Annotated in this window: 11 protein-coding genes and 3 pseudogenes; 6 read left to right on the top strand and 8 right to left on the bottom strand. The window is 53.8% G+C overall.

Annotation, left to right across the window (positions count from 1 at the left end):
- The first annotated feature begins 66 nt into the window (after positions 1–66).
- Positions 67–654, top strand: coding sequence for a TetR/AcrR family transcriptional regulator (locus JMJ16_RS10165; protein WP_201380892.1), 588 nt, complete (start codon positions 67–69; stop codon positions 652–654).
- Between the two features lie 681 nt (positions 655–1,335).
- Here the strand turns inward: JMJ16_RS10165 and JMJ16_RS10170 are convergent.
- Complete coding sequence (locus JMJ16_RS10170) at positions 1,336–2,208, bottom strand: alpha/beta fold hydrolase (protein ID WP_201380894.1); 873 nt, start codon at positions 2,206–2,208, stop codon at positions 1,336–1,338.
- A gap of 178 nt (positions 2,209–2,386) precedes the next feature.
- Here JMJ16_RS10170 and JMJ16_RS10175 point away from each other — a divergent pair, with 178 nt between their 5' ends.
- A complete protein-coding gene (locus JMJ16_RS10175; protein ID WP_201380896.1) occupies positions 2,387–3,274 on the top strand; it encodes a LysR family transcriptional regulator in 888 nt (295 codons plus the stop codon).
- A 496-nt stretch (positions 3,275–3,770) separates the two neighbouring features.
- Here the strand turns inward: JMJ16_RS10175 and JMJ16_RS10180 are convergent, their stop codons facing one another.
- On the bottom strand, positions 3,771–4,409 hold the full coding sequence (locus JMJ16_RS10180; RefSeq protein WP_201380898.1) for a hypothetical protein: 639 nt from the start codon (positions 4,407–4,409) through the stop codon (positions 3,771–3,773).
- A 264-nt stretch (positions 4,410–4,673) separates the two neighbouring features.
- On the opposite strand from JMJ16_RS10180, the gene JMJ16_RS10185 reads away from it, so the two are divergent.
- Together JMJ16_RS10185 and JMJ16_RS10190 are read left to right on the top strand one after the other, a co-directional pair.
- On the top strand, positions 4,674–4,847 hold the full coding sequence (locus JMJ16_RS10185; protein ID WP_201380900.1) for a zinc-binding dehydrogenase: 174 nt from the start codon (positions 4,674–4,676) through the stop codon (positions 4,845–4,847).
- Positions 4,848–5,323: 476 nt separating this feature from the next.
- The gene (locus JMJ16_RS10190; protein ID WP_201380901.1) at positions 5,324–6,256 is read left to right on the top strand and encodes an SDR family oxidoreductase; all 933 of its coding nucleotides are present in this window, start codon (positions 5,324–5,326) and stop codon (positions 6,254–6,256) included.
- Positions 6,257–6,892: 636 nt separating this feature from the next.
- Here the strand turns inward: JMJ16_RS10190 and JMJ16_RS10195 are convergent.
- Positions 6,893–7,421, bottom strand: a pseudogene (locus JMJ16_RS10195) (transposase); the annotation flags it as partial.
- A 127-nt stretch (positions 7,422–7,548) separates the two neighbouring features.
- On the opposite strand from JMJ16_RS10195, the gene JMJ16_RS10200 reads away from it, so the two are divergent.
- Together JMJ16_RS10200 and JMJ16_RS10205 are read left to right on the top strand one after the other, a co-directional pair.
- Entirely contained in the window at positions 7,549–8,781 is a 1,233-nt protein-coding gene (locus tag JMJ16_RS10200; protein ID WP_236601368.1) for a hypothetical protein, read from the top strand.
- Between the two features lie 393 nt (positions 8,782–9,174).
- Positions 9,175–9,474, top strand: coding sequence for a hypothetical protein (locus JMJ16_RS10205; protein ID WP_201380903.1), 300 nt, complete (start codon positions 9,175–9,177; stop codon positions 9,472–9,474).
- Positions 9,475–9,908: 434 nt separating this feature from the next.
- Here the strand turns inward: JMJ16_RS10205 and JMJ16_RS10210 are convergent, their stop codons facing one another.
- The 5 genes and pseudogenes from JMJ16_RS10210 to JMJ16_RS10230 all read right to left on the bottom strand — a co-directional run bounded on the left by JMJ16_RS10210 (position 9,909) and on the right by JMJ16_RS10230 (position 14,563).
- Positions 9,909–10,652, bottom strand: a complete 744-nt coding sequence (locus JMJ16_RS10210) for a LysR family substrate-binding domain-containing protein (RefSeq protein WP_201380905.1) — start codon at positions 10,650–10,652, stop codon at positions 9,909–9,911.
- A gap of 319 nt (positions 10,653–10,971) precedes the next feature.
- A pseudogene (locus JMJ16_RS10215) lies at positions 10,972–12,357 on the bottom strand (ISNCY family transposase).
- Between the two features lie 6 nt (positions 12,358–12,363).
- Complete coding sequence (locus JMJ16_RS10220; RefSeq protein WP_201380907.1) at positions 12,364–12,801, bottom strand: transposase; 438 nt, start codon at positions 12,799–12,801, stop codon at positions 12,364–12,366.
- A 465-nt stretch (positions 12,802–13,266) separates the two neighbouring features.
- Positions 13,267–13,644, bottom strand: a pseudogene (locus JMJ16_RS10225) (transposase); the annotation flags it as partial.
- A 184-nt stretch (positions 13,645–13,828) separates the two neighbouring features.
- Positions 13,829–14,563, bottom strand: a complete 735-nt coding sequence (locus JMJ16_RS10230; protein WP_201380911.1) for a helix-turn-helix domain-containing protein — start codon at positions 14,561–14,563, stop codon at positions 13,829–13,831.
- Positions 14,564–14,685 lie beyond the last annotated feature (122 nt).

A 14,685-nucleotide genomic window follows, 5' to 3' on the forward strand; every position in this document is an offset into this window, starting at 1 on the left:
TATAATAACGGAGGGTTCCTCACTTTGTCAAGGACCCGTATCTCCAGGAGAACGGAGGAACATGAAATGCACGAGCCAGCACCAGCCAGCCGCCCCATGCGAGCTGATGCCCAGCGCAACTATGCCAGCCTGCTGAACACGGCGCGAGTCGCGGTTTCGGAGCGTGGCGCTGACATCGTCCTGGAGGACATTGCCAAATCGGCTGGGGTCGCCATCGGTACGCTGTATCGCCACTTCCCCACGCGTCAGGATCTCCTTGAAGCTGTGTTCCTGGATGAGACCAATGAATTGAGGGCGCGTGCTGAAGCACTCGCCAGCGCTCCGGTCCCTTTCGACGCCTTGATGAGCTGGCTTCGTCTCCAAATGGACTTCGCGGCTTTCGGGCGGAGCATGGGAGCAGTCATCATGGCTGCCAAACATGTTCCGGGAACGAGAATCTATGAGGCGAACAAAGCGATGCACGAGGCGGGAGCAGTCCTCTTGCAGCGCGCCCAGGCCGCAGGAGAGATCCGCCCGGATGTCCATATGCTCGACGTGATCCGACTCGTCTACGGAATTGCCCTGGTGAATGAACGTGCGTCCGATCCTGATGGGGCCAACCGCATGCTCGATCTCGTCATCGCCGGCATGAGAACACAGCCGAGTCGGAACTGAAAGATGGGGTGCCACCTCTCAGCGAGGAGTCGATCCTGCTTTCTAACGGCGTGCGCTAGGTCGCGCATGCGCACCAGCTTCGCTGGAAAGTCGAAAGGCAATGTTGGGGGAGGGCCAACCTTGGAACGTTCTCGATAGCGGGCATGGAGGCCCAGTACCAGCGAAGCTGACACAGACCGCAAAGAGATGGTAATAATTGGGAAACGTCCAGCACCTGTTGTAACCACAAGATGTCCCCTGCGCTGCCCTCACCCATTTCCCAAAATAGTGCGAAACAATTCGTCTCTGGGGCTCCTTCTCTCGATTCTCCAGAGCCAATTTCCCTGTTTCGCGCTGATGTTATCAGTTTCGCTCAAAAGGTGTGCTGATGCGCACCCACTGTACTATTTGGATACATTCCTCCACCTTGGCAATCCTCTCTCAAGGATTGCTGAGTTTATTTTAGTTTAAACGTCAATTGTCATAAAAGATATCTCATCTCTATAAAGATACTTTTCTCTTATGAAGAGTAAGGCCGTCAAACCATTCAAGAGCTAGCCGTGCAAAAACAATTCACCCCCCAAGGCTTTTGCTCTCCTCCTTCCCAAGAAGTTCTCTCAGCAATAATTCACAGGCCCTGAGAAGATGGCGGAGAACCATTGATTCTCAACATTTGCACGTACTGTGCCTGCTTTTGGCGGCCTACCGCTCTTGTTCAGAGAAAAATGCGTTGAGTCGTTGTAGTAGTTCTTCTGGTTGTTCCTCTGCAATATAGTGGCCGCATTGTGGGATGATGCCGCCGGAGACGTGTTCAGCGAGCTGAGCGAGACTATAGAAAGGCCAGCCTGCACCGCTGTATTCGCCTCCCAACGCTAAGACCGGGATGCGTAACTTTTCTTTGCTGTATTCTTTAAAGAGCTGGGCATTGGTTGAGAACGAGCGATAATACTCAAATCCGGCTCGTAAGGCGTCTCGGCCAGAATAACAACGAACGTACTCGTCGATATCTTCCTGAGTGAATGCAGCCGAATTTCTTGCACGGGAGAAGAACCACTGAAGCAGGATGTGCTCGCGTCCTTCGGCAAGAGATTCCGCCAAGCTCCTGGGAGCCTGGAAAAGGCCGAAGTGCCAGATTTTGCGTTTGATGGCAAAATCTTCGCCCCCAAAGCCTTCGAGGGGACTGTCCAGGATCACGAGGCGCTGCACAGCCTCACGGTACCGAGCGGCATAGGCATAGGCGGTTAAGACCCCCAGATCATGACCGACGAGGAAAATCTGCTGGAAACCCAGAGAGCGCACCAGAGAGAAGGCGTCCTCAGCCAGCGTTGAGGCATCATAGCCGCTTTCCGTTCTTTCCGAATCGCCCATCCCACGCGAATCGGGCGCGATCACCGTATATTTCTCGGCGAGTGCAGGCATGATTTTTCGCCATTCGTACCAGGTCTGAGGCCAGCCGTGGAGCAGCACCACCGGAAATCCTTGACCGCCAATGACATAATGTAAACGGACCCCATTGACTTGTGCTGTTTGATGAGTAAAGAGAGGCTCTAATTGAGCCGGAAGTGGTGTAGTCATTTTGTCCTTTCTCTTGTTGAATCCCTCTTGAGCAGACAGGGTTCTGTACAGACGTATCCTACAATAAGTTGTCACACGGATAATTTGCTTGCGCTCCATCAGCATAACAGAGTATGATATATCGAACAACACAAAGTATTCGAAGCAAACATTCATCTTTACTGATAGTTTGAGGATTATGGATCTACGACATTTGCAGACGTTCAAGGTGATTGCGGAGACAGGTAGTTTTGTCCAGGCTGCCGAGCGACTGCAATACGCGCAATCAACACTCACATTACAAATTCAGCAACTTGAAGCGGAGCTCGGAGTCGAACTCTTTGATCGCCAACGGAGAAAAATCCAGCTTACCGCCGCAGGACACACACTCCTCATCCACACTCAGCATGTACTCAATCAAGTCGAGCAAATGCAGCAGGATCTCTCAGATCTCGCCGCAGGAGAGAGCGGCACGTTACGTGTGGGCATGATCGAGCCAATAGCACACCTCTATCTTATGCAGGTCATGTGCACCTTTCGTGAGCGCCATCCCCGTATCCGTCTCACAATCGAGATCCTGAGCACAAACCGCACGCACGAACAACTCATAGCCAATCAGATTGATCTAGGCATCTCAACGCCACCACCCGCCAACGTAGGACTCATCTTCGAACCAATCCTGACCGAAACGCCTGTCCTACTACTCCCCAAAAACCATTCTCTCCTGCAACAAGACGAGATCTTGCTGAGCGATCTATGCGCTGAATGCTTGCTACTCACGGATCCGCCCTGTGCCTATCGCACGGCTATCGAGCAAGCCTTTATGGCACGCGGACTTCCACTGGCAATTGGCATTGAGATCGGTAGTCTCGAAATCATCAAGCAAGCCGTCCAGCAAGGAATGGGAGTCGCAATCATGCCTAAACTCGCCACATACCATATTCCAGACGACACAGTTATCCAACATATCAAAGACTGGAAGCTGCATATGCCTCTTGGTCTCATCACCAGAGAAGTTCCGCTCCCACAAAGCAAGGCGGTACAAGCGTTTAGCTCCCTGTTCAAACAGGCCGCCGCAGACGCTTGAGCAGCGGCTTGATATCTACCAACAGGACACTACCGCACAACAGAAACAAGGGAAGTAATTTGCTGACAACCATCTATTCCCACGCCGGCTCATCTGGCAACAGCCCTAATCCTGTCACGTTTTGCACGTCGAAGTGGAGCAGACTCAGCAGCAGAAAGCAACTTGGTAAGCAAATAAGTAGACAACAGAAGATAGAGAAACGTGTCTGAAATTCTGGCAGCAGTACGACGCAGATGGCCAGAACTGTAAATCCCAGAATTAAACGGCTGATGCCCAATTTTGGGGCTTACTGCTCGCTTGTTTGGATCGCCATTGGTAAACAGTGATATAGTCCTTTCCAGAAGCGTCTTTCATCACCAAGAATGGGGTGCGGCAAGTTTTTTTGCGCTGAGCCTATCCTGGCCCTTGAGTATGAACGGACCGGAATACTCAAGGGCCATGTAACAAATGAAAAAATGAACCCCAAACAACACTGATAAGCAGTGTATAGAGATGATTACATAACGTGAAAATGCCGATCGATCATCTTGATAGTTTCTTCCAGTGAGTGGCTACCGTCAATCTGAACAAGGGACAACCCTTGCTCAAGGGCTTTCTGGGTAACATAAGCCGCAAAAGAGATGTCACGTTGCATCCAATTAGCAAAAGCTTGTTCGGGGTGAGTGCAAGCCGCGACAACTTCTTGAGCCCATTCCCTCCGTAGATAGTGCTTCATTTGAAACTCAGGAACGGGAACCATCCAAAGCGCCTGATGGAAGGTCGTCAACAGAGGAGCTAACAGGTGAGGCAACAATGCATTCCCTTCTACCAACACAGGGGCTGTTTTGGGCAAGGCAAGCAGATCAGCGAGGATCAGCGGGAACTCTTCCTGATACAGCTGGATTTCCTCCGATAGTTGTTGGGCCGCTGGCCGTATCCATAAAGCATCCCCACTCAGGGTGCTCAGTTTGGAAAAGATAGGCTGGAGTTCAGGGGTAACAACAGATATGTGGCACTCGTATGCCTCATCGCAACGATAGAGCTGCCATCCATACTTTGCTACCAAGGCATCAGCCACCGAACTTTTTCCTGCACAAGGTGAGCCACCGAGCCAGTACACATGGGCGAGTTCTTGTTGAATCGCTTCTGCCTTCATTGCACCTCCTCATATGGCGTGGAGCATTTGATGTCGTAACGATACCAGGCTCCCATTTTACCACATCTATTTATGCGTTTTGATCGTGAATTACTCCTTGAAGGCCCTTGAGTATGAACGGACCGGAATACTCAAGGGCCTCTCCTGATCACGAGGACACGATCGATCTCCATTGTTCCGAATGCAACGCTTGATCTGAGTTTGTTGTTGTTCAAATGCCTCTCACTTCATATCGTATTTATCTATACACTGTTGTTGTATGGAATGAGCCGTGCTACTCATGGGCGGATCTTAACTGAATTGGCGAGACTGGTTGAGGAGGGAAAGATGCGTCCACTGATTGATGAGCATACCTTTGCCTTGAGAGACGTGGCTGCTGCACACCAATTTCTAGAATCGGGTCGTGCTCTTGGCAAAGTAGTTCTCGTGGATGACTAGAATCCGTTGCAACGAACGATACGTGAACATAAAGCATCTCAATTTTTTGGGATGAGATTGCAAAAGAAAGTGATCGAGGGTTTGCCGGCACACAGAGATACACCCTTTCAATTCGAGTACACCTAGCACATCGGCGAGCACATTCATGACATTCCCTCTGTTTGAGATGTTCAGACAATTATTCAAGACGATATAGCATAGATTCCCTCAGTGTTCAAGAGTATACTCTGCATATCGAGAAGATCACTGGACCTTGCAAGCGTCGCTACCTTTGAAATCTGATCATTGGACTGCGGCTCAGAGTAGAGAAGCCAGTGACCGAGAAATCCTAGATATAGGATATTACGCACCTAGACGATTTTTTAATTACTTCTTGAATAGAAGAGCGCAGCGGTGAAGCATTGTTCGCGAGAGAGGTTTTTCGAAAGGTACTTCTCTCTCCAAGACCATGCGAACCCTGCTCAGAGGAGACTACCATGATTCTTGTAACAGGTGTCAATGGCTTGATCGGATCTACCGTGATTCACGAGTTTGCGCGCCAGGGATACCCCGTGAGGGCACTCGTCAGAAATCGTGTGAAGGCACAGGTACTGGAGGCGCTGTCTGGCGTCGAGGTTGTGGAAGGTGACATGCTCCGACCTGAGACGCTTGGGCACGCGTTAGATGGTGTGGACCGCGCTTTGCTGATCTCTTCTCCCAACCAGCAGATGGTGCAGGCTCAATGCACGTTCATCGATGCCGCCAAAAAGGCGGGCGCGCGCCACATTATCAAGCTTTCTGGCGTGACGACGTCATTGGATTCGCCCTTTCTTTTTTCGCGAATGCACGCAGAAATTTCGGACTATCTCGAACACTCTGGGCTCGCCTGGACCTTCTTGCGCCCTAGCCAATTCGCAACGGAGTATTTGCGGGAAGTGCCCACCATCATCACTGAACGTGCGCTCTACCTTCCTTTCGAGGATGGAAAGCTGACTCCCGTAGATCTGGAGGATGTCGCGAAAGCCGCCTTTACGTTGCTGACCACCCCAGGGCATGAAGGTAAGGCTTACATGATGTCAGGTCCACATGCACTGAGTATGACAGAGATTGCCGAACAGATTTCCCTTGCTATTGGCGAGAGCGTGCGCTATGTCAGCATCCCTGTGGAAGAAAGGCATCAAGCACAACTCGTGGCAGGCATTCCCGACTACGTCGCAGACGCACTCGACGTGCAGTCAAAATTGCGTCAGAAGGGCAATGGTGAGGAAGTGGTGCATCTCGAAACCCATACCGCATTGGGTATCCGTCCCGCCCCCTTCGCCGAGTTCGCGCGTCGCCATGCCGCCGATTTTCTCGGGACTTCGGAGTGGGGAATGGCTCAAAAAGAGCGAAAGAATCCTCTTAGCCTGCGGGACCTGACCCTGGTTTGAGGTCGAGTGTCTTACTTGGATATATTTGTATCGCTTCCTTGCTAGAGTACTTTGGGCAAACGCATAAAGTTGTGAAACATGAGACATCCCAGATTTTAGGGATGAGCTTTTGAAAGAAGCGAGCAGTTCTCCTCCAGAAGTGGAGAACTGCTCGCTTCCGTTCTCTCTAAGAAAAACGGGTGATGCAGGGTTGTCTTGCTGGAGATCACCTCCGTGTGAAAAAAGAAGGAAAGAGGAAACAACTGGACAACGACCTTTTCACCTCAGAAGCATCCCATCGGCTTCCAGAGAGAAGACAGGGATCCGCATTGCGTGCGCTTCGCGCCATCTGCTGGTGAAGGGCGTTGTGCCCGATGCAAACAGGGGACAGACCCGGTGGTCAGGCGGTTCTGACCATGGAGTCTCTCGCAGGATGGTGGAGCTCAACGCTTCATCACAGCAGCGTCACCCAGACGCTGGCCTGGAGTCGGCCAGCCAGGTACGGTAGTGTTGCAAAAAACTTTGAGCTGAGACAACGGAGCAAGTAATTACGGCATAAGAATTATTGCTGCAGATAAAAGGTGAGTGTTCTACATCTTTTCCTCGTGGACTTTGCTCATATATACCCTCAATTTGCTGAGCTTTAATTTTTTGCAACACTACCTTGTGTCGCATGTTGCGTTCTTCGTGATAGCGCTCCGATGGAGCCAGCGCGGTCAAAAAGGGCAAGGCCCAGACCCGCTGTGCCCAGGGAATTGGCGTGAGCAGCAGTATCGAGATCCAGCGTAACCCATTTGTTGCGCACAAAGAACTCTTTGCTCGAACGAACGGGATCACGAGAGACCCCGCGTGCCGCAATCTTGCGACCTCGTCGGCGCTCGATAGTTTCGTCGATCCCCAGGATCACTGGCTCAGTTGCGGCAACAAACAGAGACACCAGCAGCACCAGCAGGCGGCGACTGAGTTCTCGCGAGGACCAGGTGGCACGACTAAGCACACGGTGATAGTTCTGGAAGTGCTTTTCCTCGGCACATCCCATCACGCGCAAGATGGCGGTAACCGTTCGCTCACCAGGAGCCAAAATCGCCCCAATCAGCAGCACTTTGGCCCATTCCCAAATCCTTTCGCTAAAAGCGGTTTCAAAGTGGCGCAACACGTGTATAATCCTTTTAGGCAGCGTCTGCATCTCGCTTTTTTCCTTGGTAAGAATTTTGAGAGAAGCTTACTCTGCCTTTCGTTTTTTGTCTAGTAATTGGATAAAGTCTACCTGAGGAAATAACAACATCTTTTCTCAGTAGGAGGTCTTACTACGTATGATACCGAACCCGTGTATTGAAGTTCAAACCTCCCCAGATGAGCGCCCCTCAGTGCCTACATGGTTCGCCGAAGTTGTGATGGTTGCCCAGCATCTGGCAACCACGGGGCTCCTTGATGCCCTCGCTCATCAGGTCCGTCTGGTGCGCGGACGCTTCGGCAGCTATGAACCGATTGATTTTCTCGCGCTCCTGTTGGGATATGCGATCAGCGGGGAACGAACCTTAGCAGCGTTCTTTGAGCGAGTCACTCCCTTTGGAGCCGCTTTCATGGCTCTGTTTGGACGTGCAGATCTTCCCCATCGTGCCACGCTGAGTCCTTTTCTGGCAAGCGTAGACCCTCCGTGTCTGGAAGCATTTCGCGCGCTCTTCGAGCAGAACAGCTTTGTCCAGCGGTGGACCAATGAGTCCATCGGGGGGATTTGGGATCGGCAAGGATGCCGCTACCTCGTTTTTGATGTGGATGCCACCCGCCAGGCCGCACGGCAGCGCGCCTTGCCCTGTGATCCCACCTTGCCAGCCCCTCGTCGCCGACTCAATGCGGTCTGTGGGGCAGGCTTCACCGGACGAAAGCGAGGGGAGGTCGTTCGCACACGCACGGTCGCACTCCAGATGCATACTCGCCAATGGGTCGGCACCTATGCAGGCCGTGGCAATGGGGACTATCAAGGAGAACTCGCTTCGGCCCTTCGAGCCATCACGACCTACTTGGAGTTCTTTGCTCTTCCCGCAAAAGTCGCTCTCGTGCGCCTCGATGGGCAATATGGTGATGCCGTCGCCATAACGCTCTTGATTGAAGCGGGTGTCCATCTGGTCACGCGGGCGAGAGGATATCGAGTGCTAGAGCATCCGCACATGCAACGCGTGCTCGCGCACCCGCCAACCGCATGCGTCACCCAGGTAAGCACAAACGAAGCAGTTGAGTTGTTTGATGGCGGCTGGCTCTCGCCAAGCGAAGGGATGCCTACCATCCGTGTCATTGTCGCCCGACACCGCGCACCGCAGTCAGACAAGAGGATTTCGGTAGGCAAGCACATCGGTGAATGGGTCTACGAGATCTTCCTTACCACCTTGCCTCTCGAAGGGTTCCTCGTCGAGGATGTGCTTGATCTCTATCATGGACGAGGAGCCTTTGAGGCCGTACTTGCGGATGAGGATGTCGAAGAAGACCCTGATCGCTGGTGTTCGTACACAGAGTGCGGACAGGAACTCTGGCAGGTCGCGTGTCAATGAGTTTGGAACCTCCGGCTCTCGCTTGGGCAGGCTCTGCAAAAAACGGAGCTGCGTGAGATCGAATGGGCCTCGCCCAAAGAAACCCCTCCTCTGCTTCTCTTCAGTGAAGAGCCCGTTGAGGAGTATGGACCATGGGAATGGGCTGCAGCGTTTGGGCGAGCGACCGGACGCTTCGGTGCAAAGGACTTTACCCTGCAAAAAGATGGTAAGCTCCGTTGCCCCGCCGGAGCAGGCCTGTGGTTGAGCGAAGTTCGGCAAGAGAATGCCTTTACCCAACGCGCAGTCTATCTGGCCTACCAAACCGACTGTCAATGCTGATCTCTTCGGGAGCAATGCCTGGCAAAAGGCGCGAAAGGTGACCGCGCTCGTCGCGTCAGTGCAGTCCGCCGCCTCTTGCCACCACCTGCGCTGGTTGAACACGAGCCTGTGTTGCTTGGACCAATACGCTGGGTAGATATCGCAGGCCGAGCCCTTCGCCGCACCTGGACCATTCATTGGCGTCGTCAACACACCGAGATCATCGCGCTGGTCGAGCGCCCTGAGAAGGTTTTCCCACCACCACGTCCCCCTCGTGAAGTGCGTTCGCATTACCGCTGGAGTTGGTTCGACCGGCTCGCCCGTAATGCCTGGTGGGGGCCACCGCAACTGCGAGTTTCCGTGGCAGGCGTCCCCACCTTTCTCGCTATGAAGTAACGCAGGAGGAATTGACTTCCAAACAGGGAATTTGAGCGAGGTGTCATCTCCCCTCTGAGCTGCTCATGAGGGGCAAGAGGCCCTGTCTGCTTCCAACAACTTCTTCCAGTATTTCTTTGTTCGTTTGCTTACATCTCGTTGCGTATCCCGTGGGCAGACCCGAAGAGTGGGCACTTTTTGCCCTCAAGGGTTGGCATTTGCCCTGAAGGTTGAGCAGCACAACCATTGAGCATTCAAGAAGCCGCTTTGGGAGCGGCTTCCAGTGTGCCATAGTTGTAAATTCGATGAATCAGGTGGCAGATGAGCCCAAGAGGAGGACGATTTTTTCTGGCAGCGGATGAGATATGGCGCTCAAAAGTGAGACACCCGGGCTCCGTTCCCTGTACCAGTCTCCGTGAAAAAGCGGGCGTGGTCGCGTGCGAGCAGCGTGCTTCTCAATCTGGCATTTCATTCTGTCCTCGAGAACATCCCTTCTTGTTTTGTGCATGGTGCGCGAGGAGCTCTCGTGCAACTGCAAGGAATCCCTCAACAACTGGAGAGAAGCTCTTGCGATGCCACACGAGAGCTGTCTGGACAATGATGACATCACCATCGTCGGAGAGCGGGCGATAGATGACTCCCTCCGTACGCAGGGGCATCGCTGAGGCTGGCACGAGGGAGACACCAAGATTGGCAGCCACGAGCCCAAGCACCATACGGATGTCCGAGACCTCTTGCGTGACACGCGGACTCTCGCCACACCGTAGGATGATCCGGTCGTAGAGAACAGGAGTTGATTGACGCTGACACAAAATGAAAGATTCCTTGATCAAGGAACGCAACGCGACGGAGGGCTGTGACGCAAAGCGATGCTGTGGGGAAAGCACGGCGACAAACGGAATGTGTTGGAGCACCTCTCCCTCAAACTCCGCTGGGAGATCCTGGAAACTGGCCACAAACCCCACCTGGATCTGCTGCTTTTGCAGTGCCTGGAGTTGCGCCTCAGGATGCATCTCGCAGAGGTGCACCTCGACCGCAGGAAAGCGTTGATGGTAAACGGCGAGCACATCGGGAAGGAAGCTCTCGGTCGCCACAGCATTGTTGACAAACCCGATATCCAGTCGTCCTACTTGACCATGTTGCGCCTGCTGCATTCGTACGAGCGCATGATCCACCTGCTCAAGAAGGTAGTGTTGCAAAAAATTTTGGGCTGAGAAAATGCAGCAAGTAATTACAGTACAAGAAGTAGTTGGACAGAGAAAAGGTAATCGTTCTGCACTTATTCCTCGTGAGATATGTTCATATAGGATTCAAATTGCTGAGCTTTAATTTTTTTGCAACACTACCCTCGATTCTTGTTCATGTCTCCATTCTATCACTGAAACTACCAAAGTAGTACTAGTACTAGTATCCATTGCGAAATAGCTCCAGTGGCCTATAGAGACGATGAAAATTCAACAGTGATTATGTATTGCTGAGTTTTATGTGGTAGAGTGATCTTCCCTCTGAGGGAGGGGGTTATGCACTCTGCTTCTGGGCGATATGCCTGAGATTACTGGCGAGAACCCCGAGACCCAGCCACCGCTCCATCCCGTCCTGCCCGTGATGGCGGCATTTACTCCATCCGTAGTCGCGTCTCAGGCTTGCAATCCGCCCCTCGATACCCGCGCGGAAGCGATAGCCGCGCCGGAAACCGCGCGTGCGTTCTAACGCCTGCCGTTCCTCCGACACCTTGCCCATTGCCGGAATAGCGATCCGCTTGACGCCCGCCGCCCGCAGACGTTCCTCTGTGTCTGCCGAGTGGACCCCACGGTCGCCAGTGACGAGATGGGGGGGTCGGGCAAACACCTCCCGATGGTGGACCACAGCGTCGATAGCCTGTCCATGCTCTTCCGGGTGTTCCAGGATCTCGTAGCGCGTCACGATGCCTCCCTCGACCTCATCGAGCATGACCTGTCGTCCGAACTCGACCAGGGCTCCGCCCTTGTGCCGCGGAATGGCACAGGTGTGCGGCTCAAACAGGCTCAGCACCTTCTCGCTCGCGGGCACCTTTTTGTTCTCCAGCACGCGCTTGCGGGTTTAGGTGATGACCCGCTCCACCAGAGGCAGGACCTGTTTAGCCTGGCGTGCCAGCAGTTGTGCAGATTGCTGGGTCTCCTTGCTCAGCACGCATACGACATTTCTGGCCTGCTGCACCATCTGCTCAGTGGTTTCTACCAGCTTCTGATACAGTTTCTTCTGCTCGGCTTCCTTGTCTTCCCCTTTGCGCCGCAGTTGCCGATGCAACGTCTGAGCGGTGCTTCGGGCGGTGCGCATTCGGGAACGGCAGAGTTGTTGGATATTCTTGACTGGCGCTTGGATCAGCGGTCTAGCCCGCTGCACCATTCGAGAGAGCACGCGCACACTGTCCACCAACAACCCGCTGTCTGTGGGGTGATGAATGGTGGTCTGCACGCACGTCGCATCCAGCCGCAGCTTGCGCCCTTTGGTCACCCTGGCCTGCGCCGCCAGCTCCACCACACGATCGTTCAGGGCATGGATCGTTTCCGGTCGCAGCGTCTGTTCCCAGCGCCACACCGTACTGGCATCGGGAACGGCATGGAAGGCGACCCGACAGAACCAGCGCAGGACCAGGCTATCTTTGACGCGCCCTTCCAGTTCTTTATAGCTCCACTGATACAGGTGCTTGAGGATGAGCATCCGCAAGAGCACTTCCACCGGCGTCGAGTGTCGCCCGTGAACCAACGTAGATTGATACCGTTGGCCGAAGTCAGCCCGCACCTGGTGATACAACTCGTCATCATCAAGCAGCACGTTCAGGCGAGAGAGCACAGGATCGATCTCTGCTGCCAACTCGGGCACCTGCGCAAATACATCTTCTCGCGCGTAGCAGTCCATTAACATGAGCGTTTACCTCTGGCGCTGGCGAAACTCTGGCCGCAGTCGTCCCTCGCTGCTTTTCGCCCTCTCACTCGCCCGTTCCACTCGGTTTGCGAGTTCTTCCAGCACAGCAGGAGACACCTGACTCGCTGCCCGGCTCACGAGGCTCTCGAGGGGCGCTGGCCGCATTTCCAGCCGACAAAACCAACGCAGCACCAAGCTGTCTGCCACTTGCTCGACTGTTTCCTGCTCACTCCAGGTATACAGATACTTGACGAGCAACAGACGCAGCAGCACTTCTCCCGATATAGCATCCTCCCCTAGCCCATCCAATCTTGCGCACACCTGGCGAGCAAGCGGATATGCGTCCAAAACCGCATCCAGTTCGCTGAGCACCGGGTCGGTCTCGACTGCCTGAGCCGCTATCTTGGCAAATATCCGTTCCATTCGGGATAGTTTTCTTTTCATGGCTCTTTCCTCCTCTCCAATTCTACCACTGAGCAGGGAAATATCCCATTTCAACGCAGGCATGAGTGACTTACTCTGGCTTCTCCCTCCTTCCGGGCTGGTTCCTCTCTTTCCGGCCAGAGGAGCCTATCCATCGCTCAGTCACGTTTCGAGAAGGCTGATTAGCCCAAGAAGCGGCTCTACAGGCTGCATTTCGCAATGGATACTAGTACTAGTTTGCACTGCGAAATGCAAGCGGCCTGGGAAGCGAGTTTACAGGATCAGCTTGCCTCTCAAATACGCTGCTTCTCCCGCAAATCGTCTCAATCTCAGGGATGGGAGGCCACTAGAGTGGCCTGTGGAGCGGATTGCATTTCGCAGTGCAAACTAGTACTAGTATCCCCTGCAAAATGGATAAACAGGCTTGAGGAGCCGATGTAAGCGCAACAGTTGTGGGGAATGGTTGTGCTTCCCTCTGATTGAGCTTTAAGCGGCTGTGGCCTGGGCAATATGGCGCAGGTTACTGGCGATAACGCCCAACCCGAGCCAGCGCTCCATCCCCTCTTGCCCGTGATACGCACTTTTGCGCCAACCATAATCGCGTCGCAAGCTGGCAATTCTGCCCTCGATGCCCGCACGCCAGCGATAGCCCTGCTTCCACCTGCGTGTCTGCCGCTCCCTCTTGCGTTCCTCACAGATCTTGCCCTCCGCTGGGATCGCCACCAGCTTGACCTCTGCCGCCTCCAACGTGCTCGACGTCTGGGCCGAATGCACTCCCCGATCGCCTGCCACCAGATGAGGGGGATGGCCCAAGACCTGCTGGTGATGCGCCACCGCCTCGATCGCCTGCCCATGTTCATGAGGCCCACGGGATGCGCAACGAGGTTCAATAGCTGAACAGTAAATGAAAAAACTGGCAGGAGAGTAGAAAAAACTTGTTCGTAAAGGAGAAGCCTATGAACTCAGAAAATGGGCAAGCCAGGATTTCTCGTTACTCTTCACGCTACACATCTCGAATACGAGGACAAAGGAGCAGCGCAGAGAAGGCTCATCTAAAAGTCCGATGAGAGACTGACTGGCTCTGTCCTGCTTCAGTTGGAAACCGCTCCCGATCTTTCCCAGTCACGTCTAGGTCTTGCGCCTCATCACCCACCGGCCAATCATATTCCACGCCGATCTGCTTGCAGCACCACCTTCCCCAGACATACATCTGGCGAAGCATCGGCTCTGACTGGTGCCCCAGTTCCGTCAACGTGTATTCGATCTTTGGAGGCGTCTGCGCGGATGTCTGCCGGTGAAGCACTCCCATCTGTTCCAGTTCCCGCAACTGGACAGTGAGCGTCTGCCGGTTCGCCTGGGGCAGAAGCCGCTGTAGCTCGCCGAAGCGTTTGGAGCCACTGAACAGATGATACCAGATCCAAAACTTCCATCTACCCCCCAGGCTCACGAGCCAATCGTACAGCGGGCCAATCTGCTCGCTGTACCACTTTCCCCATGTTCCCATCTGGCACAAGAGCGGCTCTAAACTCCACCCCAGTTCCGTAAGCGAGTATTCCACTTTCGGGGGCACCTGGACATAGGCCTGTCGGCGAAGCAACCCCGTCTGCTCTAACTCCCTCAATTGGATCGTGAGCATCTGTCGGCTCACCTCGGGCAAGAGCCGCCGGAGTTCGCCAAAACGTTTAGGTCCACTCAATAACTGATGCAGAATCCCAAACTTCCATTTGCCTCCCAGACCGTCCCCGCCGAGCGGGCAGACGGTGGTCTTCTTCTGCCTTGGCATGAACATTGCTCCTTTCAAAAGAAGTTCTTTCGCTCTTCTGTCAGATAAAATTGCGTACTTGTTTCCATCCTCTCCCTCCGGTACAGTTTGCTTGTACCAAGTAGTACGGAGAGCCAACTATT

This window comes from Ktedonobacter sp. SOSP1-52 (assembly GCF_016587395.1).

What these genes read in the sequence shown, in the direction of transcription:
- JMJ16_RS10180 (WP_201380898.1), bottom strand. Translation starts at nt 4,409, where the DNA reads ATGAAGGCAGAAGCGATTCAACAAGAACTCGCCCATGTGTACTGGCTC.
- JMJ16_RS10230 (WP_201380911.1), bottom strand. Translation starts at nt 14,563, where the DNA reads ATGCCAAGGCAGAAGAAGACCACCGTCTGCCCGCTCGGCGGGGACGGT.
- JMJ16_RS10220 (WP_201380907.1), bottom strand. Translation starts at nt 12,801, where the DNA reads ATGAAAAGAAAACTATCCCGAATGGAACGGATATTTGCCAAGATAGCG.
- JMJ16_RS10170 (WP_201380894.1), bottom strand. Translation starts at nt 2,208, where the DNA reads ATGACTACACCACTTCCGGCTCAATTAGAGCCTCTCTTTACTCATCAA.
- JMJ16_RS10190 (WP_201380901.1), top strand. Translation starts at nt 5,324, where the DNA reads ATGATTCTTGTAACAGGTGTCAATGGCTTGATCGGATCTACCGTGATT.
- JMJ16_RS10185 (WP_201380900.1), top strand. Translation starts at nt 4,674, where the DNA reads ATGAGCCGTGCTACTCATGGGCGGATCTTAACTGAATTGGCGAGACTG.
- JMJ16_RS10200 (WP_236601368.1), top strand. Translation starts at nt 7,549, where the DNA reads ATGATACCGAACCCGTGTATTGAAGTTCAAACCTCCCCAGATGAGCGC.
- JMJ16_RS10165 (WP_201380892.1), top strand. Translation starts at nt 67, where the DNA reads ATGCACGAGCCAGCACCAGCCAGCCGCCCCATGCGAGCTGATGCCCAG.
- JMJ16_RS10175 (WP_201380896.1), top strand. Translation starts at nt 2,387, where the DNA reads ATGGATCTACGACATTTGCAGACGTTCAAGGTGATTGCGGAGACAGGT.